Source organism: Dokdonella immobilis (assembly GCF_900115085.1).
Lineage (GTDB): Bacteria > Pseudomonadota > Gammaproteobacteria > Xanthomonadales > Rhodanobacteraceae > Dokdonella > Dokdonella immobilis.
The window spans coordinates 1-24,918 of sequence record NZ_FOVF01000040.1; the positions used below are offsets into that span (position 1 = coordinate 1).

General features: G+C 65.9%; 20 protein-coding genes. 9 read left to right on the top strand and 11 right to left on the bottom strand.

Annotation, left to right across the window (positions count from 1 at the left end; genetic code table 11):
- Positions 1-214: hypothetical protein (locus tag BM125_RS20495; protein WP_217647919.1), on the top strand; the 214-nt coding region annotated here is incomplete at its 5' end.
- A 169-nt stretch (positions 215-383) separates the two neighbouring features.
- Here BM125_RS20495 and BM125_RS17960 read toward each other — a convergent pair.
- Complete coding sequence (locus tag BM125_RS17960) at positions 384-656, bottom strand: hypothetical protein (RefSeq protein WP_092410566.1); 273 nt, start codon at positions 654-656, stop codon at positions 384-386.
- A gap of 436 nt (positions 657-1,092) precedes the next feature.
- Between BM125_RS17960 and BM125_RS17965 the strand changes: the two genes are divergently transcribed.
- Positions 1,093-1,704 (top strand): M15 family metallopeptidase, encoded by a 612-nt coding sequence (locus tag BM125_RS17965; protein WP_092410568.1) that lies wholly within the window; start codon positions 1,093-1,095, stop codon positions 1,702-1,704.
- A 45-nt stretch (positions 1,705-1,749) separates the two neighbouring features.
- Here the strand turns inward: BM125_RS17965 and BM125_RS17970 are convergent, their stop codons facing one another.
- From BM125_RS17970 to BM125_RS17985, 4 genes are all read right to left on the bottom strand, one after another.
- Complete coding sequence (locus tag BM125_RS17970; protein WP_175498185.1) at positions 1,750-5,358, bottom strand: indolepyruvate ferredoxin oxidoreductase family protein; 3,609 nt, start codon at positions 5,356-5,358, stop codon at positions 1,750-1,752.
- 186 nt (positions 5,359-5,544) lie between these two features.
- Positions 5,545-6,360 (bottom strand): helix-turn-helix domain-containing protein, encoded by an 816-nt coding sequence (locus BM125_RS17975; RefSeq protein ID WP_092410572.1) that lies wholly within the window; start codon positions 6,358-6,360, stop codon positions 5,545-5,547.
- A gap of 37 nt (positions 6,361-6,397) precedes the next feature.
- Positions 6,398-7,048 carry a putative 2OG-Fe(II) oxygenase gene (locus BM125_RS17980; protein ID WP_092410574.1) on the bottom strand — a complete coding sequence of 217 codons (651 nt, stop codon included), beginning with the start codon at positions 7,046-7,048 and terminating at the stop codon, positions 6,398-6,400.
- A gap of 75 nt (positions 7,049-7,123) precedes the next feature.
- Positions 7,124-8,263, bottom strand: coding sequence for a sterol desaturase family protein (locus tag BM125_RS17985; RefSeq protein WP_245778981.1), 1,140 nt, complete (start codon positions 8,261-8,263; stop codon positions 7,124-7,126).
- Positions 8,264-8,592: 329 nt separating this feature from the next.
- On the opposite strand from BM125_RS17985, the gene BM125_RS17990 reads away from it, so the two are divergent.
- Positions 8,593-9,909, top strand: coding sequence for a NupC/NupG family nucleoside CNT transporter (locus BM125_RS17990; protein WP_092410578.1), 1,317 nt, complete (start codon positions 8,593-8,595; stop codon positions 9,907-9,909).
- Positions 9,910-9,951: 42 nt separating this feature from the next.
- Here BM125_RS17990 and BM125_RS17995 read toward each other — a convergent pair whose 3' ends face one another.
- Positions 9,952-11,658: a PQQ-dependent sugar dehydrogenase gene (locus BM125_RS17995; RefSeq protein WP_092410580.1), complete on the bottom strand. Its 1,707-nt coding sequence runs from the start codon at positions 11,656-11,658 to the stop codon at positions 9,952-9,954.
- A 20-nt stretch (positions 11,659-11,678) separates the two neighbouring features.
- A complete protein-coding gene (speE, locus tag BM125_RS18000; RefSeq protein ID WP_092410582.1) occupies positions 11,679-12,536 on the bottom strand; it encodes a polyamine aminopropyltransferase in 858 nt (285 codons plus the stop codon).
- A 269-nt stretch (positions 12,537-12,805) separates the two neighbouring features.
- Here speE and speA point away from each other — a divergent pair, with 269 nt between their 5' ends.
- The 4 genes from speA to BM125_RS18020 all read left to right on the top strand — a co-directional run bounded on the left by speA (position 12,806) and on the right by BM125_RS18020 (position 18,155).
- Entirely contained in the window at positions 12,806-14,695 is a 1,890-nt protein-coding gene (speA, locus tag BM125_RS18005) for a biosynthetic arginine decarboxylase (RefSeq protein WP_092410615.1), read from the top strand.
- On the top strand, positions 14,692-15,561 hold the full coding sequence (locus BM125_RS18010) for an NAD(P)-dependent oxidoreductase (RefSeq protein WP_092410584.1): 870 nt from the start codon (positions 14,692-14,694) through the stop codon (positions 15,559-15,561). Before speA ends, BM125_RS18010 begins: the two co-directional genes overlap by 4 nt.
- A gap of 160 nt (positions 15,562-15,721) precedes the next feature.
- Positions 15,722-17,038, top strand: coding sequence for a PQQ-dependent sugar dehydrogenase (locus tag BM125_RS18015; protein ID WP_092410586.1), 1,317 nt, complete (start codon positions 15,722-15,724; stop codon positions 17,036-17,038).
- Positions 17,039-17,207: 169 nt separating this feature from the next.
- Positions 17,208-18,155 carry a ThuA domain-containing protein gene (locus BM125_RS18020; protein WP_139225102.1) on the top strand — a complete coding sequence of 316 codons (948 nt, stop codon included), beginning with the start codon at positions 17,208-17,210 and terminating at the stop codon, positions 18,153-18,155.
- 27 nt (positions 18,156-18,182) lie between these two features.
- Here the strand turns inward: BM125_RS18020 and BM125_RS18025 are convergent, their stop codons facing one another.
- The 4 genes from BM125_RS18025 to radC all read right to left on the bottom strand — a co-directional run bounded on the left by BM125_RS18025 (position 18,183) and on the right by radC (position 23,030).
- Positions 18,183-18,785 carry an SPOR domain-containing protein gene (locus BM125_RS18025; protein WP_092410590.1) on the bottom strand — a complete coding sequence of 201 codons (603 nt, stop codon included), beginning with the start codon at positions 18,783-18,785 and terminating at the stop codon, positions 18,183-18,185.
- A gap of 70 nt (positions 18,786-18,855) precedes the next feature.
- The gene (gene argS / locus BM125_RS18030; RefSeq protein WP_092410592.1) at positions 18,856-20,538 is read right to left on the bottom strand and encodes an arginine--tRNA ligase; all 1,683 of its coding nucleotides are present in this window, start codon (positions 20,536-20,538) and stop codon (positions 18,856-18,858) included.
- A gap of 525 nt (positions 20,539-21,063) precedes the next feature.
- Entirely contained in the window at positions 21,064-22,128 is a 1,065-nt protein-coding gene (locus tag BM125_RS18035) for a hypothetical protein (RefSeq protein WP_092410594.1), read from the bottom strand.
- Between the two features lie 239 nt (positions 22,129-22,367).
- Complete coding sequence (gene radC, locus BM125_RS18040; protein ID WP_092410596.1) at positions 22,368-23,030, bottom strand: RadC family protein; 663 nt, start codon at positions 23,028-23,030, stop codon at positions 22,368-22,370.
- Positions 23,031-23,150: 120 nt separating this feature from the next.
- On the opposite strand from radC, the gene coaBC reads away from it, so the two are divergent.
- Positions 23,151-24,374, top strand: coding sequence for a bifunctional phosphopantothenoylcysteine decarboxylase/phosphopantothenate--cysteine ligase CoaBC (gene coaBC / locus BM125_RS18045; RefSeq protein ID WP_092410597.1), 1,224 nt, complete (start codon positions 23,151-23,153; stop codon positions 24,372-24,374).
- Complete coding sequence (gene dut / locus BM125_RS18050) at positions 24,371-24,829, top strand: dUTP diphosphatase (protein WP_092410599.1); 459 nt, start codon at positions 24,371-24,373, stop codon at positions 24,827-24,829. Before coaBC ends, dut begins: the two co-directional genes overlap by 4 nt.
- Positions 24,830-24,918: the final 89 nt, after the last annotated feature.

A 24,918-nucleotide genomic window follows, 5' to 3' on the forward strand; every position in this document is an offset into this window, starting at 1 on the left:
CGCCTGCCTGCGTGCAGATCGCGGCGCGCCGACGCAGACAGACTGGCCGTCTTTCAAGGCGGCGCAACAAAGAGCTGCGCGCAGGCAGGCGTCGCCCAAGCGATTGATTCAATGGAAAAGGGTGGCGTCCAGAAGGCCCGCCACAGGCACCGCGCGGCTCGTCAAGGCAACCAGCCTTCACGTCGCCACGCAGCACCTGTGGCGAGCCTTCTGAACGCCATGACGATTGCGCCATTTGTTCAGACCCTCCCTAGGGTGGGAGATGCGACGTCCGGGACGCAACGGCGCTGCACGATGGCAACACCCTACCTGGCCGAGCGTCGCAGGTTTGGACAGGGCGTCGCGCAACAGGAGCCTGCGCGGACGCGAGCTGCCGATCCGGTTCAGCCGTTGATGACCGAACGACTCTGCGAACGGAAGCGCTGCAGGGAGTCGCGCAGCGCCTCGGCGCGATCGCGCATCAGCTTGAGCTTCGCCCGCGAGGCAATGACGCGTAGCTTGAGCTCCTGCTCCGGAGTCACTACCACGCCCGGGCGGACCACCGACGGCCGTGCCGCGACCGGGGGCGGTACCGGCGCCGGCGCTGGCTGGATCTTTGGCTGCTCGAACTGACGCAGCGCGGCGTCGAACTCATGGGCGTCGAATTTGAGCGGCATCGATGGATCCTCGGCTGTGCGGACTTTCCGCAGTGTCATCGCGCTCCGCGAGGGGCGCGGGCTGCACCGCCAATGTGCCGGAGGAGCGTCCCCAAATATGTGACCGGCGCCACGGGATCGCATTCGTGCCCGGCCGCGGCTGTCCGGCAGGGCCGGGCGCCGGGCAGAGGCGCAGGCGGGCGGGCCTGGGCAGCGCTACGCGGATGGGCAGCACAGCAGCGCAGCCGGGGTCGGCCGCCCGCAGGTCCATTCCTGCCGACAACCGGCCCGTCGGCCCCGAGCGTTCCGTGGTGTCCGGCCGTCGCCCGATGGCCAAGGCGTCCCGCGCATGGCCGGCCGCAATTGCCCCCCCATCGCTCCAAAACTGAGTTTTGCCACTTTTTCGCATCCGGCTTCGGGCGTATGCTCGGCCCGAGCCAGGCTGCGGAGAACAAGCGTGCAGATCGAGGACATGGTGCGTGCGGTACAGGAGAAACTGGGAGTCGGCGTCGACGGCCGCGCCGGACCACAGACCTGGGGCGCGATCTACAAACGCATCGTCGATCGTTCGTCACCGCCCGATCTGGCACTGACCGAGGTGTCGGATCTCACCAACCAGCGTAGCGAGAAGGTCATCGCGACCCTGCATGCGCGCGTCCAGCCCTATGCGCGGGCACTCTACTTCAAGGCCCGCGAACACGGCATCACGATCAACATCATCAGCGGCACGCGGACCTATGCCGAGCAGGATGCGTTGTATGCGCAGGGCCGGACCCGGCCCGGCAATGTCGTCACCAACGCGCGCGGTGGCTATTCCAACCACAACTTTGGCATCGCCTTCGATATCGGCCTGTTCGAGCGCAACCAGTACCTCGGCGAGTCGCCGATGTACAAGGCGATCGGTGCGCTCGGCGTCGAACTGGGTCTGGAATGGGGCGGCAACTGGAAGACCCTCGTCGACCAGCCGCATTACCAGCTACGCCCGGCCTGGGCGAGCAATCTGACGGAGCGCCAGATGCTGGCCGAACTGCGCGAGCGCGTCGCCGCCGGCACCGACGTATTTGCCTGAGCACGGCGGGACGCTCGGCCAGGTCCGGCCGGGCATCCGAATGGGTCAAGCCGCGTCGCGCGCCGACGACGGGTTGCGCCAGGCCTTGAGCAGATCGTCCTGGCGCTTCATCGCATCGGCGTGGAAGCGCTCCTTGACGTGGCCGTAGCCGCGGATGTGCTCGGGCACCGAGGCGATGTCGACGGCCAGCGCGTGGTTCTCGTTGTCGAGGCCGGCCAGTAGTTCGTCGACCTGCTTGAAGTAGTCGACGATCAACTGGCGTTCCATCCTGCGCTCGGCGGTGTAACCGAACACATCGAAGGCACCGCCGCGCAAGCCCTTCAGTTTGGCCAGCACGCGGAATGCCTTGAACACCCACGGACCGTACTCGGCCTTGCGCAGATGGCCTTCGGCATCCTTCTTCGCCAGCAGCGGCGGAGCCAGGTGGAAGTGGATCTTGAAGTCGCCTTCGAAGGTCTCGCGGATGCGCTTCTCGAAATCGCCACTGGTGTAGAGGCGGGCGACTTCGTATTCGTCCTTGTAGGCCATCAGCTTGAACGCGTAGCGGGCGACCGCCTGGGTCAGGCTCGTGAACGCCGGGGTCTTCTGCTGCTCGACGCTGCGCACCCTGTCGACCAGCGCCTTGTACTTCGCGGCGTAGGCCGCGTTCTGGTAGCCGGTCAGGAATTCGATGCGGCGCGCGATCTGTTCGTCGAGCGACGTGCTGAGGCTCAGATCATCGAGGGCATCGGCACCGCGTGTCGGCTCAGGCGAGGGCGTACCCTCATCCGCCCTGCGGGCACCTTCTCCCGCGGGGAGAAGGGAGTTCGTGCTGCGCACGGGCAGCGAGAGAGGAATTGCACCGGAGGGCAGCTTCGCCGCGCCGAGCCCGGCCGCCTTGCGCACGGCAGCGGCATCGTGCGCGCCCATGCGGCCCCAGTTGAACGCGGTCTTGTTCATCTCGATCGCCGCGCCGTTGAGTTCGATCGCGCGCATCAGCGAATCGAGGCTGACCGGCACCCAGCCTTTCTGCCAGGCATAGCCGAGCATGAACAGGTTGGCCGCGATCGTATCGCCGAGCAGGGCCGTGCCAAGCTGGGTCGCGTCGATCAATTCCGGCTCGTCGCCCTCGAGCGCGATGCGCACGGCGTCGATGATCTTCTGCGCCGGGAACTGCATGTCGGGCTTGGTCGTGAACGTGCCGGGCATCGCCTCGTACGTATTGAGGACCACGTTCGAGCGCTTGGCGCGGATCTTCGACAGTGCCCAGTAGTCGTTGACCACGACCATGTCGCAGCCGAGCACGAGGTCGGCTTCGCCGGCGGCGATGCGCACGGCGTGGATTTCCGACGGGTCTTTCGCGATGCGCAGGTGGCAGGTTACCGCGCCGCCCTTCTGGGCCAGGCCGGTCTGGTCGAGCACGGTGCTGCCCTTGCCCTCGAGATGGGCGGCCATGCCGATCAGGGCGCCGATCGTCACGACGCCGGTACCGCCGATACCAGTAACGAGAATGTTCCAGGGCCGCTCAAGACCTGAGGCGATGGTCGGCATCGGCAGGCTGTCGAAGTCGACTTCGCCGGCGCCGGCCTTTTTCGCCTTCTTCAGCCCGCCGCCGTGCACGGTGACGAAGCTCGGGCAGAAGCCCTTCACGCAGGAATAGTCCTTGTTGCAGCCGGACTGGTCGATCTCGCGCTTGCGCCCGTATTCGGTCGCCTTCGGCAATACCGAAACGCAGAACGACTTCTCGCCGCAATCGCCGCAACCTTCGCAGACCAGCGAATTGATGAAGACGCGCTTCTTCGGGTCCTCGAGCTTGCCGCGCTTGCGCCGGCGGCGCTTCTCGGTCGCGCAGGTCTGGTCATAGATCAGCACGGAAACGCCTTCGATTTCGCGCATGCGCTTCTGCACCGCATCGAGTTCGTCGCGGTGGATGAACTCGACGCCGACCGGGAAGATCTCGGGCCGCGACCACTTCTCGATGTCGTCGGAAACGACGATGATCGTCTGCACGCCTTCGGCGCGCATCTGGTGGGCGATGTCGGGCACGGTCAGGGTGCCGTCGACCGGCTGGCCGCCAGTCATCGCGACCGCGTCGTTGTAGAGGATCTTGTAGGTGATGTTGACCTTGGCCGCGATCGCCTGGCGGATCGCCAGCGAGCCGGAATGGAAATAGGTGCCGTCGCCGAGGTTCTGGAATACGTGTTTGGTTTCGGTGAACGGCGCCTGGCCGCACCAGGTCGCGCCTTCACCGCCCATCTGCGTGAACGTGTCGGTGCGCCGGTCCATCCAGGTCACCATGTAGTGGCAACCGATGCCGCCGAGCGCGCGCGAACCTTCCGGAACAGCCGTCGAGGTGTTGTGCGGGCAGCCCGAGCAGTAATGCGCGGCGCGCGGGAAGTTCGCACGCGGCAAGGTCAGTTCCTGTTCCTTGGCCTCGATCCAGGCGACGCGCGAGCGGATCGCCTCGCTCGTGAAGAAGCGCGCGAGACGCTTGGCGATGACCAGGGCGATCATCGCCGGCGTCAGTTCGTTGGTCGAGGGCAGCACCCAGTTGCCATCCTCGTCGTACTTGCCGACCACGCTCGGACGCGTCGGCCAGTTGTACATGTATTCCTTCATCTGCGACTCGATGAACGAGCGCTTCTCCTCGACCACGATGACGTCCTCGAGGCCATTGGCGAACTCGCGGATGCCGATCGGCTCGAGCGGCCAGGTCATGCCGATCTTGTAGACGCGGATGCCGATCTCGCGCGCATCGCGCTCGTTGATGCCGAGGTACTCGAGCGCCTGCAGCACGTCGAGATAGCTCTTGCCGGTGGTGACGATGCCGAGGCGAGCCTTCGGCGAGTCGAGCACGATGCGATCGATGCGGTTGGCCCGGGCGAACGCGGTCGCGGCCTGCACGGCATAACGATGCAGGCGCATTTCCTGGTTCAGCGGCGGATCGGGCCAGCGGATGTTGAGACCGCCCTCGGGCAGGATGAAATCCTCGGGCATGAGGATGTCGAGCTGGTGCGGGTTGACGTTGACCGAGGCCGAGGACTCGACCGTCTCGGCGATCGTCTTGAAGCCGACCCACCGTCCAGTGAAGCGCGACATGGCCCAGCCGAGCATGCCCATGTCGAGGATGTCCTGGACCCCGGCCGGGTTGAGGATCGGCATCATCGCCGAAACGAACTCGAGTTCCGAGCCGTGCGGCAGGGTCGAGGAACGGCAGGCATGGTCGTCCGCCGCCAGCGCGAGCACGCCACCGAACTTCGAGGTGCCGGCCGCATTGCCATGCTTGAACACGTCGCCGCAGCGATCCACGCCGGGACCCTTGCCGTACCACATCGAGAACACGCCGTCGTACTTGGCGCCTTCGAACAGGTTGGTCTGCTGGGTGCCCCAGACCATGGTCGCGCCGAGGTCCTCGTTGAGGCCCGGCGTGAACTCGATGTTCGAGGCCTTCAGGTGCTTCTTGGCCTTCCACAGCTCGAGGTCGAAACCGCCAAGCGGCGAGCCACGGTAGCCCGAGATGAAGCCGGCCGTGTTGATGCCGGCGGCGCGGTCGCGCATCTGCTGCATCAGGGGCAGGCGCACCAGGGCCTGCACGCCGGACAGATAGATGCGACCCTCGCGGCGCGTGTACTTGTGGTCGAGCGTGTAGTCGAGGTCGATGGCGGGCACGGACATGGCGAGTTCCTGGCGGGGCGCGGCGGGGCAGCCGCCCATTTTATCCGGAATCGGTCCGCCCTGCCTCCGGGTGTCGTGATGGGTGCCGGTCCGCTTTCGACCGTTTTTTGAAGGGCTGGTTTGGGTAGAGCCGGCGCCGCGTGCGGCCGGTCGGGCGTGCGTTTGCCGCGGCGAGGCAACTGCCGGTCAGCCGTCGGCCTTGTCGGCCAAGGCCTTGAAGTAGGCGCCGGGCGTAGTTCCGATCAGGCGTTTGAAGTCGCGATTGAAATGGGCCTGGTCGGTATAGCCCAGGCCAAGCGCGAGTTCGGCCCAGTCCACGCGGGCGGCTGCGGCCAGGGTTTCGGCGGCTTCCTGCATCCGGAAACGGCGGATCATCCATTTCGGACTGACTCCGACGAACTCCCTGAACAGGCGCTGCAGGCTGCGTACTCCGAGTCCGAATTCGCGGCCCAGCGCTTCGACGGTCCGCATTTCGCGGTCGCCGGCGATGCGCGCGGTCATTCGGCGCAGCAGTTCGAGCTCGTCGACAGCGCGCGGATCGCGCTCGAGCAGGAACGATTCGATGACGCCGATGGCGGCGTGGTGATCGGTGTGGGCCAGGGCCCGGCGCCCGAGGTCGGCGGCTGCCGCGCCGAACAGCTCCTCGAGCGCCACGACCTTGTCGGTCAGTGCGGACACCGGCCGGTCGATGAACGGGCGCAACCCGCCCGGCTGGAACTTCGTGCCGAGCACGCGGCTCTTGCCGGCCAGCACCCGGCTGAATTTCTTCGTGCTGACGCCACCGAGAGCACAGATTCCCGGTTCTAGAATGATGTGGGCGTTCGGATACGGTAGCGTCTCGCGCAGGACCGGCTCGGCCAGGTCCCACTCGACGGTCCAGAAATGCTCGACGAACGGGGCAAGCGCCGGCGACGGAAGGTAACGCCAGTAGCCGGGCAGCGGTGTCGCGGACCTGACATTGAGCAGGCCGTTGTGGGGGTCGATCTTTTCCCGGTAGCGCATCGCGCCGTGTCTTGTTTGGTCGAGCCTCGCGGCGCGCTCAGCGCATGCTCAGCGAGCAGTTGAAGGCCACCGTGATGCGCTCGGCCTCGCCGTAGAACGGCAGCACCTGATGCAGCAGCCACGAAGGAAACAGCACGATCTGGCCCGGTTGCAGCGAGAGCCCGTAGTTCTGGATGCTGAACGGCGCTTTGAAGTGCTCGTTGCCCGGATCGATGTACATGGACTGGCCGATGTGCGGATGCAGGAAATTGAGCAGGCCGCTGTCGGGCTGGTTGGCATCGTGCTGCCCGGCGGCAACGCAGTAGACCCCCGACCAGCTGGCCAGCGGATGGTTGTGCACGCCGAAAAAGCCGTTGCGTCGGGTCACGTGGAACCAGGCATCGGTCTTCATGTCGAGGCGTCGCCGCGTCGCCTCGTCGTAACCGTTGAGTTCGGAAACCATCTGGGCCACGCGCGACAGGCAGAAATCGCGCAGTTCGGCGATTTCGGGTTCGGACCAGGAGAACAACTGGAAATGGCTCTCGAACACCTGCTCGTTGCGCAACGTGATCGGACCCGGATTGGCGTGGCGCCGGCCCTCGTTCTCGCGGGCAATGAAAAGGCGGCGCAAGGCGGCGTTGAGCGGCACCGGGTTGGGGTGCTGGTCGAAACCGAACGGAACCGGGAAGAGGCCCTTGATCTGCAGCATCGGGGTCACGGTCGAATGGCGGGAGTGCTCATTTTACCCGCTGCGCGGAGCCTGTGACCGAATTGGCGTCGAGGCTCAGGGCAGCGGTTTGGCCCGGAACGGGAACATCTGCTGGGCGACGAAGCCGTCCGGCATGTAGTCGCCGACGACTCCGTAGCGGTTTGGCAGCTTGCGATCAGCCTTCACCGCGGTGCCGAACAGGTAGTCGAGAAAGGCGTAGTGCGCCGCGTAGTTGCGATCGATCGCCTCGTCGTCGGAGGCGTGGTGCCAGTGGTGGAAATCCGGCGTCACGATCAGATACCTGAGCGGCCCCCAGGGCACGCCGACGTTGGCGTGATTGAGAACGGCCTGGAAGCCGACGATCAGGATGTAGGCATTGACCACCGACTCGCGAAAGCCGAGCACGAACAGCGGAGCGACGACGAGCACCCGGGTGACGATCACTTCGAGGATGTGCTGGCGCGAACCGGCCAGCCAGTCCATCGTCTTCGTGCTGTGGTGCACCGAGTGGAATTTCCAGAGGAACGGAATCTCGTGGTAGGCGCGGTGCGTCCAGTACTGGGCCAGATCGGCGACCAGGATGCACAGCAGCAATTGCGGCAGGAACCAGATGCGCTGCACGGCGAGCTGGAAATCATGCTGGACCATCCAGCCGAAGCCGTGGTGGATGACGAAGTTGACGGTCAGCAGGATCAGTCCGACGAGGAAGTGATTGACCGCGAAATGCTTGAGGTCCGTCTGCCATTCGAGGCGGAACACCGGTTGGCCCCTGCGCAGCGGCAGCAGCTTCTCGATCGCGACGAAGATCAGGGTCGAGCCGAGCAGGTCGAGGATGAACCAGTCCAGTCCGATGTAGGGCGTGTTGTCCGGGAAGTCGCCGACCGGCACGCGCGATCCGCCGAGGGCGACGGCGATGACGACGAGGGAGAACGCGACCAGGTTGAGCTTGCGCCGCACGCCGAGCACGAGATTGGCCAGCGAAATGGCGCCGGCGATCAACAGGGCGACGAACATGGCCTGGCGCAGGACATCCACCGAGTACTGATGGCGCAACTCGGGCGTGGTCAGGTACTCGGGGAAGTGGAAGGCGATGACGCCGAGCAGGCAAAGGAAGCCGAGGCTCAGGGAAATGATCGTGGCAATCAGCCCCTTGCCGAAGCGCAGTGCGCCGCTGGCGCCAAGCAGGCTGGCCGTTTCATCGACCGTGGCACGCACGATGCTCGCCGGCTTTCGCGGCGGGGTTCCATCGGAATAGGGGGTTCTGCTGACGGACGGAGAGGTCATGGTGCCTCGCTTTCACCCGACCGCACCATGCGGCCGGGAGCGGCTGCATTCTATAGCCTTCCCGGCCCTCGCAGCGGGCCGGCTCGCATGCGGTGCTCTGCATTCGCGCCCGGGTCCCGGCCGCGGTCGCGCCCGCACCGGTCGCGCCAACGTGCGTCCGCCGCGGCGACGGCCCGCGGCACGCCTCGCCTTGCGCCCCGCTTCGCTGTTGAACTACGCTGCGGCGCTCGCGCGGCGCTAATCAGCAGGGGAATTTCGGGATGATGCAGGCACTTGGCCACATCGCGTTTGGTCTGTTCGGCCTGGCCGTGCTGATCTCGATCGCAACGCTGTTTTCGGCGAATCGTCGTGCCATCAGCTGGAAGCTGGTCGGCACCGGGGTCCTGCTGCAAATCGTGTTCGCCTCCCTCGTGCTCAAGGTGCCGCTTGGACGCGAGACGTTCAATGGCATCGCCACCGGCTTCGTCAAGCTGCTCGACTACGTACGCGCCGGGTCTGATTTCATTTTCGGCAGTTTCATGGACACCTCGAAGTTCGGCTTCGTGTTCGCGATCCAGGTGTTGCCGACCATCATCTTCTTCGCCGCACTGACCGGCGTGCTCTACCACCTCGGCATCATGCAGATGATCGTCAAGGGCATGGCCTGGGTCATCACCAAGGTCATGAATGTTTCGGGCGCCGAGACGACCTCGGTCTGCGCGAGCGTCTTCATCGGCCAGACCGAGGCGCCGCTGACGATCAAGCCCTATATCGAACGCATGACCCAGTCGGAGCTGATGACCGTGATGATCGGCGGCATGGCCCATATTGCCGGCTCGGTCATGGCCGCCTACGTCGGCCTGCTCGGCGGAGACGACGAGGGCCAGCGCATCTTCTTTGCCACCCACTTGCTTACGGCCAGCATCATGGCCGCGCCGGCCACGCTGATGCTGGCCAAGATCCTGATGCCGGAGACCGAGGAGCCGCTGACCCGCGGCCAGGTCAAGCTCGAGGTCGAGAAGACCACGGCCAACGTGATCGACGCGGCCGCCACGGGTGCCGCCGATGGCCTGCGCCTGGCCCTCAACGTCGGCGCCATGCTGCTCGCCTTCATCGCCCTGATCGCCCTGCTCAACGCACCGTTCCAGTGGCTCGGCGCGCACGCCTGGGGCGCCGACCCGTCATCGTCGCTGAACGGCTGGCTTGCGGTGCAGCTTGGTCATCCGGTTGAACTGTCGCTGCAGACCCTGTTTGGCTGGATTCTCGCCCCGATCGCCTGGATCATCGGCGTGCCGTGGCAGGACGCGACCCTGGTCGGCAGCTTCATCGGCCAGAAGGTCGTGGTCAACGAGTTCGTCGCCTACGTTGACATGGCCAAGCACATCGACCAGATGACCGAGCACAGCCGCCTGATCGCGACCTATGCGCTGTGCGGTTTCGCCAACTTCTCCTCGATCGCCATCCAGATCGGCGGCATCGGCGGCCTCGCCCCGAGCCGGCGTCCCGACCTCGCCCGGCTCGGCCTCAAGGCCGTGCTCGGCGGCTCGCTGGCGACGTTCATGACCGCCACGATCGCCGGTGTGCTGAGCCTGCTCTGAGGAACTCGCATCCCTTCTTCCCGGAGTTGAACAGCGGGCGCCTCATGGATCTGCCGCGTCGAAGCCATCCGAGAAGAGCGGGTCGCGCGCAACCGTGACGATCGTGCGGGCGACGTCGGCAGCGCCGGAGCTGTCGGTGACTCGCACGGAGACCGAAATCAATTCCGGCGCGGGCCCGCCCGCGACATAGTCGCGACTTGCACTGACGCCAGTGGCGTCGTCAAAGTCGCCATCCCCGTCCAGGTCCCAGGCGTAGGTCAGTGCCTGCGATTCAGGATCGATGCTGTTGGCGGCGGTGAATTCGATCGTGCGAGGCGGGCCCTCGGAGTCCGAATCGTCATCGAGCGCAATCGCGGCGGACGGCGCGAGATTGCGGTTGGCGGTATCGGCATCCCATGAAATGCGCACGATGCGGCCGTTGTCGATGTCGACGTAGAACAGGTCGCCGCCGGGGCCGGTGGTCAGGTCGACCACGGGCAGGCTGGATTGCCCGAACACCTCGGCGCCGCTGTCGGGTACGGGATCGGGCCGGCCGTCGCCGTTGGTGTCGCGAATGACCCAGATGCGGTTGAATGTGTAGTCGGCGAAGAACAGCGCGTTGCGGTACTCGGCGGGATAGGTGCCGCCCGGGTAGAACGCGATGCCGGAGATCGCGTTGCCGCTGGTGTGCTGGTAGGCGTAGAACGGTGGCGACGCCGGCGTGCGTCCGCCGCTGTCGCCGCCGGCGTACAGGCTGAGACACAGCGGTCGCAGCGTGTATTCGCTGACATGACCGTGGTTTTCGAAGCACGGCCAGCCGAAGTTGCGCAACGCGGAGCCGTCGGCCGGATCGGGAATGACGTTGATCTCCTCCCAGGTGCGCCAGCCGACATCGCCGATCCAGACCTCCGAGGTACCGGGCCGCATCGTGAACCGAAACGGATTGCGCAGGCCATAGGCGAGGATGCGGCGCGCATTCGGCGTCGCACCAGGAACGTTGGCCAGTGGATTTCCGGGCGCGCCGTCGCCACTTGCGGGATCGACCCGGGCGATCGTCCCGTTCAGCCAGACCTGGTCGGTGTAGAGCTTCTCGACCTCGAGTCCCTGCGCGCGCAGCGCACCGCCCTGGTCGACCGGCGAGCGCTGGTCGGGCCAGTCGGGATTGCCGCGCTGGCCCCAGTCGCCGCCCAGATAACTCGCGCCGTCGCCGCCGCCGACATACAGAAAGCCGTCCGCCCCGAAGCGGACCGTGCCGACCGAGTGACTGGGGTATTGCTGGTACCAGTCCTCGATCAGCACGTGTTCGTCCGTGGCGAGGTTCCCGGCCAGGGTCAGCCGCGAGAGTCGTCCGCTGATCACGCAGCCGGCGAAGTCAGCGGTCGGATTCGGGCAACTGGTGGCCGGCCAGCGCGGCGGCGAATCGGCGAACAGGCCGCCATTGAACGAGTACAGGACGTACAGATAGGGGCGTTCCGGAAAACGCGGATCGAGGGCGAGGCCGAGCAGGCCGCGATCCTGGTACTGATGGACGATCTCGGCGAGGTTGGCGATCTGTTCGGGCGCCGTATCGAGCAGGTTGCGATACATCCAGAGCGCGCCGGACTTCTCGGCGACGAACACGCGTCCGTCGTGGGCGAAACGCAGCTGGGTGGGCTGGTTGCGTCCGGCGATCGCGACTGTGTGGCGGAAATTCGGCGTCGGCCACGACTGCGCGATTGCGCCGGCGGGTGCGAGCGCCGGCAGCAGGAACAGCCACGGGCGCCATCGCACGTCGTTGCGTCCGGTGGCGGCTACTCGCCGAGTTCTTCGCGCATGAACTCGGGCAGCGACAGCGCCGCCTTGTGGATCTCGGCGTTGTAATAGCGCGTGTCGAACTGCTTGGTCTGCGCGCCGCGCTCGCGGAAACCCGAGAGATCGGCACCCTTGCGGGCCAGGGTCGCGCTCCACCAGCCGGTCGGATAGCACGGCTGCGGGAAGGTCAGCGTGCGCACGGCCTGGAAGCCGGCGGTACGCAGGGCCGAGCGCATCGACTTGATCAGGCCGAGATGGGCCAGCGGCGATTCGCTCTGCTGGACGAAGATGCCGCCGCTGCGCAAGGCCTTGAAGCAGCTCGTGTAGAACGCGGCGTTGAACAGGCCTTCGGCCGGACCGACCGGGTCGGTCGAGTCGACGATGACCACGTCGACCGAATCCGGCTCGCACTCGGCCATGTACTTGATGCCGTCGTCGAACAGCAATTGCGCGCGCGGGTCCGAGTTCGCTTCGCAGAGTTCGGGGAAGTACTGCTCGGCCAGGCGCGTCACGCGCTCGTCGATCTCGACCTGCACGGCCGATTCGACGACTTCGTGGCGCAACACTTCACGCAGCGTGCCGCAGTCGCCGCCACCGATGATGACGACGCGCTTGGCGCGCGGATGCGTGAACAGTGCCGGATGCGACATCATCTCGTGGTAGAAGAAGTTGTCGCGCGTGGTCAGCATCATGCAACCGTCGATGACCATGAGCTTGCCCCAGTCGGTCGAATCGTATATTTCGATGGACTGGAATGGCGTCTGTTCGGAATGCAGGCGTGCATGGGTGCGAAAGCCGATGGAGGAGCCCGAAGACTCGTGCGCTTCGGTGAACCAGCTCTGCTCTGACTTGGACATGGGGGCTTCCCTGGATGCAGTTGGATTGCCCGGGCGGAGAAGCCGGCGGGCACATGGCTGCGAATTGTAGCGGCAAGCAGGGAGGCTCGCGCGATCCGGGCCAAATTGCCGCGCCTGCGCGCCCGCCCGGGGACGATCGCCACGCAGCGGCAACGCGGCTTCGTTACAATGCGCGCCCCGATCGATCCCGCGGCGTGCGAGGCTTCCGATCGACGGGGTTCCCGCGTCCAAGCCCGCCGCTGCGACGTCTCTGCCATCCGGAGGACATGATGAGCACATCCTGGAGCACAGACGACGCCCGCACCACCTACGCGATCGCCAACTGGGGCGAAGGCTATTTCGATGTCGGCGCCGACGGTGGCGTGGTCGTGCGACCGCGCGGGCCCGACGGCCCGGCCCTGCAACTTCCCGCCGTCGTCGCCGAGGCTCGCGCACGCGGTTCGCGCTTGCCGCTGCTGGTGCGCTTCGCCGACATCCTGACCGATCGGCGCACGCGGCTGCAGGAAGCATTCGCCCGCGCCATGACCGCCTGGGACTATGCCGGCGGCTACACCGCGATCTATCCGATCAAGGTCAACCAGCAGAAGAATGTTGCCGGCGAACTGGCCGCGAACGGAGCGGACGGCTTCGGCCTGGAAGCCGGCTCGAAGCCCGAGCTGATGGCCGTGCTGGCCTTGGCCAAACGCGGCAGCGTGGTCATCTGCAATGGCTACAAGGACCGCGAATACATCCGCCTTGCCCTGATCGGGCGCAGGCTCGGGCTCGAGATCTTCATCGTCATCGAAAAGCCCTCGGAGCTGCGCTTCGTCATCGAGGAGGCGAAGGCGCTCGGTGTCGAGCCCCTGCTCGGCGTACGCATGCGCCTGAAGAGTCTCGGTGCCGGCAAGTGGCAGAACTCCGGCGGCGACAAGGCCAAATTCGGTCTCACGCCGCGCCAGCTGCTGACCCTGATCGAACAGCTCAACGCGGCCGATCTGTCGCATACGCTCAAGCTGCTGCATTTCCACATGGGCTCGCAGATGTCGAACGTGCGCGATATCGCACGTGGCATGCGCGAGGCGGTGCGCTATTTCGTCGAGCTGTCGCAACTCGGCCTGCCGATCCGATACATGGATGTCGGCGGCGGGCTCGGCGTCGACTACGAGGGTACGCAATCGCGCTCCGAGTGTTCGATCAACTACGGTCTCGACCAGTACGCCTCGAGCGTGGTCGGCGCGCTGGCCGAGGCCTGCGCCGAAAACCGCTTGCCGCCGCCGCGCGTGTTGACCGAGTCCGGGCGCGCGCTCACTGCCCACCATGCCGTGCTCGTGGTCAATGTCAGCGAGGTCGAGGAATCGCCGCGCGGGGCGGTGCCCGCGCAGCGCGACGACGAGCCGGCCGTGCTGCGCCGCCTGCGCGAGGTGCATGTCGAAATCGGCGAGCGGCCGCCGACCGAGCTCTACCACGAGGCCCAGTACCACCTGGCCGAAGGGCAGTCGCTGTATGCGCTGGGCCAGCTCTCGCTGGCCGATCGCGCCCAGCTCGACGATCTCTACTACGCCATCGTCAATGCCGTGCGCACGCGCCTGAAGCCGGACGAGCGCTCGCACCGGCAGGTCCTCGACGAGCTCAACGAGACCCTGGTCGACAAGTATTTCGTCAACTTTTCCGTATTCGAGTCGGTTCCCGACATCTGGGCCATCGACCAGGTGTTCCCGATCGTGCCGATCAGCGGGCTCGATCGCGAGCCGGAGCGGCGCGGCGTGATCGCCGATCTCACCTGCGACTCGGACGGACGCATCGACCACTATGTCGATGCCGACGGCGTCGACGTGAGCCTGCCCCTGCACGCGCCAGCCGAAGGCGAAACCTACCTGCTCGGCCTGTTCATGGTCGGCGCCTACCAGGAAACGCTCGGCGACATCCACAACCTGTTCGGCGACACCGACGCCATCAACGTGCGCCTGACCGACACCGGCCATGAAATCAGCGACCAGCGCCGCGGCGACACCACCGACCTGATGCTCGACTATGTCGGCTACGATCTCACGGCACTGCGCGCCGAGTATCGCGACAAGATCGCGAACGCCGGCATCGAGGGTGCCGAGGCGCAGTCGCTGCAGGCTTTCCTCGAAGCCGGGCTCACGGCCTACACCTACCTTGCGGAGAATGCCGAATGAGCGACATCAGGGCCGGTTTCGTCGGACTCGGTGCCATGGGCCAACCGATGGCCGGACACCTCTCGCGGGCCGGGCTGCTTGCCTCGGTATGGACGCGCACGCCGGCCAATACGCGCGCCATCGCCGCCGAATTCGGCCTCGCCGAGCCGGCGTCGCTGGCCGAACTGGCCGCGCGATGCAACGTGATCGCCCTGTGCGTGCCGGCCGACGCCGACGTGTTGGCCGATGTCGAAGTGATTGCGGTACACGCGCCTGCCGGTACCGTGGTCATCGACCATTCGACGGTTTCCTCGGTCACCGCGCGCGAGGCACGCGCCCGCATGCTGGCTGCGGGTGGCGAGTTCATCGACGCGCCGGTATCCGGCGGTGTCGAGGGCGCGCGCAATGGCAAGCTGTCGGTCATGGTCGGCGGCGAGGCTGCGGCGCTTGAGCGCGCGCGGCCGGTGCTGGAGTGCTATGCGGCAAAGATCAGCCACATGGGCGGCATCGGAGCCGGGCAGAACACCAAGGCGGTCAACCAGGTGCTCGTGGCCGGTATCGCCCAGGCAGTCTGCGAAGGACTGGCGCTCGGCGATGCCCTCGGACTCGATGCGGAAACGCTGATCCCGACCCTGCTGGCCGGTGCCGCCGGCAACTGGTTCCTCGACAAGCGCGGTGCGACCATGCTGCGCGACGAATTCAAGGTCGGTTTCAAGTTGGCCCTGCTGCACAAGGACCTCAAGATCGTCCGCGAACTCGCGCGTGATGCCGGCACCGATCGCAGCGTCATCGAGAAGTCGCTGGCCGACTACGCGGTGCTGATGGCACAAGGCCATGGCGACGATGACATTTCCTCGCTGATCCGCCTCAAGCGCAAGCCATCTTAGGCCTGAACCCGCTAACGCATTGTTTACGCCGGTCCGGATAGGCTGCGCGGCGACGTTGGGGGGCCGCGTCAATTGGCGAATCGATCACAAAGCGACCGCTGCACGGTGGCAAGTGCCGCAGCGCCGCGCCAAACTTGCCCATTCCCGTGGAGGATTGCCCATGCATGTCAAACGTTTCGTCGCGGCCCTTGCGCTCGTGCTCGGCAGCCCGTTCGCACTTGCCCAGACCATTCCAGGACTCTCCGTGGTTGCTGTTCCGGGGAGCTATTCGGAGCCGGTTGCCGTGCGCGCGCCGCATGACGGCAGCGGCCGTCTGTTCATCGTGCAGAAGGGCGGTACGATCCGCGTGGTCAAGAACGGCGCCCTGCTGCCGACTCCGTTCCTGACCGTTGCCGTGACCACGAGCAGCGAAAGCGGCTTGCTCGGCCTCGCCTTCCATCCGAACTTCGGCCAGATCGGACTTCCGCACAACGACGAGTTCTACATCTCCTATACGCGACCCGGTGCGGATCCCCGGCTCGGTACCACGCCCGACCAGGTGATTGCGCGCTACACCGTACCCTCGCTCGGTTCGGATGTTGCCAATGCATCGGGAACGATCGTTCTGCGCACCCCGGATCTCGCCGGCAATCACAACGGTGGCGACATCCACTTCGGACCGGACGGCTATCTCTACTCGTCGATGGGCGATGGCGGCCCGCAGAACAATCCGCACGGATTTGCCGGCTGCCTGTGGAAGAAGCCCGCGGACTTCGATCAGGGTACCTGCGGTACGAACCCCACCGGCACGCAGTACTTCCTGCTCGGCAAGATCCTGCGCATCGATGTCGACAATCGTGGCGGCGCCGTCACCGCCGACATGTGCGGTTCCTCGGGAATCTCGCCGGCCCAGTATTCGATTCCGGCGGACAACCCGCATGTCGGCACGAGCAATACCTGCGACGAGATCTTCCTCTACGGATTCCGCAATCCCTGGCGATTCAGCTTCGATCGCGAGACCCACGACCTCGTTATCGGCGATGTCGGCCAGAACACCTATGAAGAAGTGACCGTGCAGGCGGCAGGCGTCATCGGCGGCAACCACGGCTGGAGTCGCTGCGAGGGCCGCCATTACTTCGACGAGTCCGGCACCGGCACGACCTGTCCGGCGGTGACCGGGACGATTGCCCCGGTCCTCGAATACAGCCATAGCTTTGGCTGCGCGGTCACCGGCGGCTATGTCTTCCGCGGCCCGTCCGCGCGCCTGCGCGGCACCTATTTCTACGGCGACTCGTGTGCCAGTGCGTTGTGGTACGCATCCGCCGGAGCTGCGCAGACCGATTGGAGTCCGTCGGGAATCCAGGATACGACGCTGAACGTCGGCGCACCGTATGGCTACGGTGAAGACGAATACGGCAATCTCTATATCGCCCAGTCCAACGGGACCGTATACAAGATCGTCTCCGACTTCATTTTCGACGACGGCTTCGAGGACTAAAGCAGCCGCACCGCCCGCCGACTCGGCGCCGTGTTCGTGCTCCGCCGCCCGGCATGCCGAGGCGTCGGGGCCGCAACGGCAAGGCAAGGTGCCGGGCGCGTAATGCCGCGGCTCCAGCCAATGTGCACGTAACAGTGGCGCCGCGTGTGCGCCAAGGCGGGAGCTGACGATGAACCCGACCCAACGCAGGATTTCGAGCCTTTGCGTGGCCCTTGCGTGGCTGGCGCCGATGGCCCCGGCGCAAACCCTGCCCGCCCATGCGCCGCTGCGAATCCTGGTGGTCAGCGACGAGGTCAATCCGCATGGCCTGCCACCGGAGCAGCTGACCCAACCCGGCGACATTTCGGCGGCCCTGGCCAAGACCCCGGCGCTGCACATCGATGCGTCCGCCGAATCGCTGCTGGAGATCCCGACGAACCAGATCGAAGAGGCCAGCGCACGGCTGCTCGTTCCGCCGGATGATCCCTCCGGCTATGACGTGCTGGTCTATTTCGCCCATCGGACGCCAGACAACGGCAACAACGACCAGGCCCGGCAGGAAGCCTTTGTCGCCGCGGTCAGCCAGTTTCTGGTCGCCGGTGGAGGCGTCGTCTCGTTCCACCATGGCATTTACGAGACTGCCGGCAAGACTTCGATGCAAGACCTGCTCGGCGGCCAGGCGACCGGTGCGGTGCCATGGAACACGCAGTCAGGACAAAACGTGATCGCAACCCGGACTTACCACTTCGTGTCTCATCACGCCGTGCGGTATCCGGCGGCAGTGGACTACACCGATCCGGCCCATGGCATCCCGCCGGGCAACTATCGGAGCTTCAACAACACGCCCGACGAGCGCTACCCGAATCTCGACCTGCGTCCGGGCGCGAGCGGCATCGAGACCCTGTTTGCCAGCGACTACGACGAGGGCGGCACGACGCACGTGCTCGGCTATGAGCGGACCCTGCCGCAATGGTCGGGCGTCGTGCTTGTCTATCAACCCGGGGAGTACCAGCCGCATGCGCTCGGAGCCGGCGACAACAACTACCAGATCCTGCTCAATGCGATCGTGTACGCCGCGAACTTCCGCAGCGGCGACTGGATCTACATCGATGGCTTCGAAGGCGGTGGAGCTTCGTGACGGGCGCCCGAAATCCCCGCCCCGGGTTCAGTTGCCGCCTTCTTCCTTCAGCGCAATCGCGTTGAAGCCATTGTCGGCGAGCGCGGCCTTGGTCGTTTCGAGTTCGCTGGCGCTCGCATAGGGGCCCAGGCGAACCCGGTTCCAGGTCTTGCCATTGATCGTGACCGGCTGGACCTGGGCGACGAAGCCGAGGATGGCGAGCTTGGCCTTGACCTCGTCGGCCGCCTTGGCCGAGGGGTAGGAGCCGGCCTGGAGCAGGTAGCGGGCGGATGCCGAGACGGGCGGGGTCGGCGAGCTTGCCGCCTTCTGGGCCGCCTCGGCGCGGGCCTTGGCAGAAATCTCCGCATCGGGAATGACCACTTCCATTTCCGGGAGCACGGAGTAGAAATCGTAGTTCTTGCGTGGCTTGTCCCTGGCTTCGACCAGCGGCGGATCCGTTTCGCGCGGCGCGACCGCCTCGGGATTCGGTTGCGGGCCGGCCTTCTTGCGCAGCATCGGCGCCCAGTCGCTGCCGAGAAACAGCATGGCGACGACCAGGCCGAGTACGACGCCGACGCCAAGCCAGATCCATGCCGGAACCGCGGGTCGGGAACCGCCGCGCGTCGCCTGTTTTCGGGATCGTGAAGCCATCAAACTTTCTCCGGGTGATTCGGGTCAGTCCGCCGGGACTGGAAATTGAGCTGCGAGTACCGCCTGCGCGTCACATGCTCTGCGGCGCGGACACGCCAAGCAGCTCCAGGCCGTTGGCGAGGACCTGGCGCGCCGCATCGGCCAGGGTGACGCGCGCATTGCGCAGGTCGGCATCCTCGACGATGAACTGATGGGCGTTGTAGTAGCCATGGAAGGCGGCGGCCAGTTCGCGCAGGTATTGCGCGACCAGCTGCGGGTCGAGATTGAGCGCAGCCGACTCTACGACTTCCGGATAACGCGAGAGTTCGCTCATCAGGGTTCGCTCATGCTCGCTGTCGAGCCGGGCCAGGGCCGCGATTCCGACGCCGGCTTCCACCTCGATGCCGCGTTCGGCCAGCTGGCGATGCACGCTGCAGACGCGCGCATGGGCGTACTGGATGTAGTAGACCGGATTGTCGTTCGTCTGCGCGCGGGCCAGGTCGATGTCGAAGACCAGCTGCGAATCGGTCTTCCTGGCGACCAGAAAGTAGCGCGTGGCGTCTCGGCCGACTTCATCGATCAGGTCACGCAGGGTCACGTAGCTACCGGCGCGCTTGGACAGCTTCACTTCCTCGCCACCGCGCATGACGGTGACCATCTGGTGCAGGACGTATTCGGGCCAGCCCTTCGGAATGCCGACGTCGAGCGCCTGCAGGCCAGCGCGAACGCGATCGACAGTGGAGTGATGATCGGCGCCCTGCTCATTGATGACGCGCTCGAAGCCGCGCCGCCACTTGCCCTCGTGGTAGGCCACATCGGGAACGAAATAGGTGTAGCCGCCATCCGACTTGCGCATGACCCGATCCTTGTCGTCGCCGAAGTCGGTGGTTTTCAGCCAAAGGGCGCCGTCCTTTTCATAGGTATGCCCGGCCGCGACCAGTTCCTTCACCGTGTGCTCGACCTTGCCCTCCTGGTACAGCGAGGATTCGAGGAAATAGACATCGAAGGCGACTCCGAACGCACGCAGGTCGAGATCCTGCTCGCGGCGCAGCCAGGCCACCGCGAAGCGGCGGATAGCCTCGAGGTCGTCGGCATCGCCGGCGGCGCGGACGTCGATGCCATCGGCATGGACGGTGGCCCCGGCCAGGTAGTCGCGGGCGACATCCTTGATGTACTCGCCGCGATAGCCATCAGCCGGCCAGTCCGCATGGTCGGGATCGATCTGCCGGCAGCGCGACTGGACCGAACGCGCCAGGTTGTCGATCTGGGCGCCGGCGTCGTTGTAGTAGAACTCGCGCGTGACGGCCCAGCCATTGGCATCGAGCACGCGAGCCAGGCTGTCGCCGACGGCGGCACCCCGGCCGTGGCCGACATGCAGCGGGCCGGTCGGATTGGCCGACACGAACTCGATCTGGGCCTTGCGGCCGGCGCCCGCCGTATTGCGGCCATAGGCGCCCGCCTTTTCGATGATCGTGGCGACTTCGGCGTGCATGGCCGCCGCGCCGAGGAAGAAGTTGATGAAGCCTGGACCTGCAATCTCGACGCGCTCGACGCGGGGATCCTTTATCGCTGCGGCGATGGATTCGGCGATTTCGCGCGGCTTGCGTCCGGCTTGTTTGGCCAGGGTCAGGGCCACGTTGCTGGCGAAATCACCATGCTCGCGGTTGCGGGTCCGCTCGACGACGAATACCGGATCGGTGCCGTCCGGCAGGATTTCTTGCGCACGCAGGGTTGCGAGCGCTCCGTGGATCAGCTCGCGCAGGGTATCTTTCACGGCGGGATTCGGATGGCAGCGGGCTGGCTATTGTAGGGCGCGCAGGCCAATACCGGAACCGCGCGGGTATCCGCTCCGGAGCGTCGAGCGGAAAATGGACCGGGCCGTGCATGAGTTACCGATGGTTCCGTTCAAGATGCGAAGGAATGTCTGGCAAGCGCTTGTCCCACAAGCCTTTGCCGGAGACCACCCCGAGCTGTGGATAACTCTGTGGGAAAGATGCTGCTGTGCAGCGGTGATTTGCAGGCGGATTGCGGCGCCGGCAACGATTGCTGAAGAAGCGATTCGCATAACGCATTGATTTTATTGAAGATCAAATCCAGGGCGCGGGCAGGGGGTGGGTCGCGTTGCGCGCATCCGGCCGAACCGCCGCCATGTGTATAGTTTTTGCTCGGACTTCGGCCTGCGGCCTCGTAGCTGAGCCAATTCCGGGGCGCTTCGGTGCGAGGTTCGAGCGGGTGGATGCGCCCTGGCGATGCGCCAATCGGACCCGGCGTTCGGCCGGCGACCGATCCCGGGGCGTCGTCAGATCAGGCCGGCGACGGTTTCCCCGTAGGCCTGCAAGACCTGGCGGCCGCTCTCGGGTCGGCCGCGCATGGCAATGCGGGCGCGCAAGCCCAGGCTCAGCGACTTCAGTCGTGCGGCATTGTGTTCCTTGGCGGGACCGAAGGCCTGCCGGCCGAGCTCCGAATTGAAGCGGTGCAGATCGAAGAAAAATCGATCCTGGCCATCGGTCAGGAAACCGAGCACCGGTTGCGCGCTCTCGCCGGCATCCAGGTCACGTCGGCAGAGCATCTCACGCTCCAGGCAGAGGTTTTCCGCGCTGGCCGCGAAACGCACAAACGGCTCGGCGACATTGGCCGTATCGAGGTCGGCGGCGATCAGTGCGAGTTCGTGGGCATGCACGATCTTCGGGTCGTCACGCCAGCCTGGGCGGTGCTTGTCCAGTTTCTGGCTCAGTTTTGCGGCCAGCGCGCCGCCGGACTGGACCAACTCGGCGGCATTGAAGGCGGCGCCCCCGGGCGGCGGCCGTGCATCGAAGGTGCTGCCGCCGATGGTCAGGTCGAGGGCCAGGTGGATGTCGGCATCGGCTTCCCGTGAAAAGCCGCATTGCCCGAGCAGGCGAAAGGTTTCCTCGAGGCTGGCGCGCTCATTGGCGCCGACCCCGGCCTGGTAGGCAGGCTCCTCACGCTGGCGAAGATCGTGGCATGCGGCGAACAGGTCGAGCACGCACCAGTCGCGCAGGCTCAGCGCGAACACGCCGTGGGTCTGGATCAGCCGGCTGATTCGTCCTTTCAGGATGTCGAGGATGTGTTCCTCGTTGTGGTACGCATGAAAGTCTTCGCTCAGACTGCCATGACGCCGGGCCAGGCGAACGAAGGCGATCCGGATCACATCGGCGCAACGGTTGAGCAGGGCGCGTGCGTCTTCATTGCCCGGGAGCAGGGGGGCCAGCTGCGCATGCCGCTCCGCCAGCGCGTCCTCGAGCGCTCGCAGGCGACTCCCGGCAAGGGCGCGCGCGGCGGCGATATCGGGCAGTTCCACCTCGACGGCGTCTGCGGGATAGGTGCGGGGAAAACCGAATATCACTTGGCGCTTCAGCCCCTTGCCGAATTCGCCACGAGTATAGTGCGAGGCCGTTCGCAGGGCACCATTGCGCAGCGCGGCCCGACTGGCCGAGGCCGGGGTCCTGCGGGCATTCCGGCCTGCGGCCAGCCACGATCCAACCGGTCCATGTCTGGATCGCCCTGCCTCGACGCTGACCTGCCGATCGTCCGCTCGGCACGCCACAAACGCGTGCTCGAGCTGAACGAAGGGTCAGCGAGGACCTAGATCCAGCCGCGGCGTGCAAGCGAAGTGGGAGCCCCGGTTCCGATCACGAAATGGTCGAGTACGCGAATGTCCACCAGGGCCAACGCGTCGCGCAGGCGCAAGGTGATCGCGCGGTCGGCGGCGCTGGGCTCGGCGACCCCGGATGGATGGTTGTGGGCGAAGATGACGGCAGCGGCATTGTGTGCCAGGCAGTGCCTGACCACCTCGCGTGGGTGCACGCTGGCGCCATCGATGGTGCCGCGGAACAGCTCCTCGAAGGCAATCACCCGGTGCCTGTTGTCGAGAAAGAGGCAGGCGAACACCTCATACGGATACGACGTCAATCGGGACTTCAGATAGCGCGCGCTGGCATCCGGATCGGTCAGGGCTTCACCTTCGCGCAATTCGGAATCAAGGAAGCGGCGACCGATTTCAAGGGCGGCCTGGACCCGGCACCAGGTGACGGGCCCCAATCCGGACTTGCGCTGCGGCGCCAGCAGCAGCGGCTTGAGGCCACCGGCGCTGGCGAGCAGGGTGCGTCCCACATCGACGGCGTTCGTGCCACGTCGGCCCGAGCCGATGAAGACCGCCAGCAGTTCGGCGTCCGACAGGCTGGCGCTGCCACGGGCGCGCAACTTTTCACGGGGTCTTTCGGTGTCCGGCCAGTCGCGAATGCTCATCACAAGTTACTTGCTGCAGGTGGGAATGCCACTTTAGATGTCGAAATAACCATGCCGCAGCGGTCGGACTCGGAAATTTGGGTAAGCTAGTAGCCCTTCGGGATGTCAGAAATCTCCTACATGAGCAATGCTTCGCTGCAACGCGTGCGGGTCCTGCTGGGCGTCACCGGCGGCATTGCCGCCTACAAGGCCGCCGAGCTCGTGCGCCGTCTGCGCGATGCAGGCGCCGAGGTGCGCGTGGTTCTGACCGAGAATGCAAGTCGCTTCGTGACCGCGATGACCTTCCAGGCGCTGTCCGGAAATCCGGTGCGCAGCAGTCTCTGGGACGAGGGTGCGGAAGCGGCGATGGGGCATATCGAACTGGCACGATGGGCGGACGAAATCCTGGTTGCGCCGGCTTCGGCGGATACGATTGCCCGGCTAGCCCAGGGGCGCGCCGATGACCTGCTCAGTACCCTCGTGCTGGCGTCTTCGGCCCCCCTTTCGGTCGCCCCGGCGATGAACCAGCAGATGTGGGCCCAACCCGCCACGCGCGCGAACATCGACCTGCTGCGCCAGCGGGGCGTGCGCGTGCTGGGCCCGGCATCCGGCAGCCAGGCCTGTGGTGACGTCGGTGAGGGCCGCCTGCTCGAGCCCGGCGAACTTGTTGAGGCCATGCTCAAGGCGCGCGGACCGCGCTCGCTGGACGGCCTGAGCGTGCTGGTCAGCGCGGGTCCGACCTACGAAGACATCGATCCGGTGCGCTTCATCGGCAATCGCAGTTCCGGCCGCATGGGCTTCGCCGTCGCCGCGGCCGCGGTCCAGGCCGGCGCCCGGGTACGCCTCGTGGCCGGGCCGGTGGCCTTGGCCACGCCGGCCGGCGTCGAGCGCATCGACGTGCGCAGCGCCCGGCAGATGCGCGACGCCGTCGTCGCCAGTGCGGCGGACAGCGATATCTTCATCTCCGCGGCTGCCGTGGGCGACTACCGGCCGCAAGCCGTATCGCCGGCGAAACTGAAGAAGTCCGGCAAGGCGTTGGCGCTCGAGCTGGTGCAGAATCCCGACATCCTGGCCGAACTCGCCGCCCAGGCCGCGCACCCGTTCCTGGTCGGCTTCGCCGCCGAAACCAATGACCTCGAGCACTACGCCCGCGAGAAGCTGGAACGCAAGGGGCTGGATCTGATCGCCGCCAATCGGGTCGGCGAGGAACTGGGCTTCGAATGCAGCGAGAACGCGCTGCTGCTGCTCTGGCCCGGGGGGCGCGAGGAACTCGGCATGGCCGAAAAGGGCGTTCTGGCGAAGGCCCTGATCGAGCGGGTCGCCACGCTCCATGCGGCCGCCCGTGGCAAGCGGGGGCGCGGATGACGGTTCCGATCGAGCTGGTTGTCCTCGATGCGCGCCTGGGTCGGGAGTTTCCGCTGCCCGAATATGCGACGATCGCATCCGCAGGCATGGATCTTCGCGCCATGGTCGATGCGCCATTGCGTCTCGAGTCCGGGGCGTCGGCGCTGATACCGAGCGGCGTGGCCATCCACATTGGAGATCCCGCCTTGTGTGCGATCATCCTGCCGCGATCGGGGCTCGGTCACAAACATGGCATCGTGCTGGGCAATGGCACGGGCCTCATCGATGCGGACTACCAGGGGCCACTGTTGATCTCCTGCCTGAATCGATCGGCCGAAGCATTTACCGTTGCGCCAGGGGAGCGCATAGCCCAGTTGGTGTTCATGCCCGTTGCGAGGGCCGAGTTCAGGATCGTCGAGTCTTTTGCACCCAGTGTTCGAGGCGTCGGGGGGTTCGGCAGTTCGGGAACCAGATAGACGTTTGAACCTTCGAACGCCTACGGCGGACCGCGAAATGGCATGCTGCGTGCCTTCAGTTGCCTTGTTAGGCTATAAGACCACTCCAA

Bases quoted from the DNA above. Each gene is read 5' to 3' on its own strand.
- BM125_RS17960 (WP_092410566.1), bottom strand. From the start codon at position 656: ATGCCGCTCAAATTCGACGCCCATGAGTTCGACGCCGCGCTGCGTCAG.
- BM125_RS17970 (WP_175498185.1), bottom strand. From the start codon at position 5,358: ATGTCCGTGCCCGCCATCGACCTCGACTACACGCTCGACCACAAGTAC.
- BM125_RS17975 (WP_092410572.1), bottom strand. From the start codon at position 6,360: ATGCGCTACCGGGAAAAGATCGACCCCCACAACGGCCTGCTCAATGTC.
- BM125_RS17980 (WP_092410574.1), bottom strand. From the start codon at position 7,048: ATGCTGCAGATCAAGGGCCTCTTCCCGGTTCCGTTCGGTTTCGACCAG.
- BM125_RS17990 (WP_092410578.1), top strand. From the start codon at position 8,593: ATGATGCAGGCACTTGGCCACATCGCGTTTGGTCTGTTCGGCCTGGCC.
- speE (WP_092410582.1), bottom strand. From the start codon at position 12,536: ATGTCCAAGTCAGAGCAGAGCTGGTTCACCGAAGCGCACGAGTCTTCG.
- speA (WP_092410615.1), top strand. From the start codon at position 12,806: ATGAGCACATCCTGGAGCACAGACGACGCCCGCACCACCTACGCGATC.
- BM125_RS18010 (WP_092410584.1), top strand. From the start codon at position 14,692: ATGAGCGACATCAGGGCCGGTTTCGTCGGACTCGGTGCCATGGGCCAA.
- BM125_RS18015 (WP_092410586.1), top strand. From the start codon at position 15,722: ATGCATGTCAAACGTTTCGTCGCGGCCCTTGCGCTCGTGCTCGGCAGC.
- BM125_RS18020 (WP_139225102.1), top strand. From the start codon at position 17,208: ATGAACCCGACCCAACGCAGGATTTCGAGCCTTTGCGTGGCCCTTGCG.
- BM125_RS18025 (WP_092410590.1), bottom strand. From the start codon at position 18,785: ATGGCTTCACGATCCCGAAAACAGGCGACGCGCGGCGGTTCCCGACCC.
- radC (WP_092410596.1), bottom strand. From the start codon at position 23,030: ATGAGCATTCGCGACTGGCCGGACACCGAAAGACCCCGTGAAAAGTTG.
- coaBC (WP_092410597.1), top strand. From the start codon at position 23,151: ATGAGCAATGCTTCGCTGCAACGCGTGCGGGTCCTGCTGGGCGTCACC.
- dut (WP_092410599.1), top strand. From the start codon at position 24,371: ATGACGGTTCCGATCGAGCTGGTTGTCCTCGATGCGCGCCTGGGTCGG.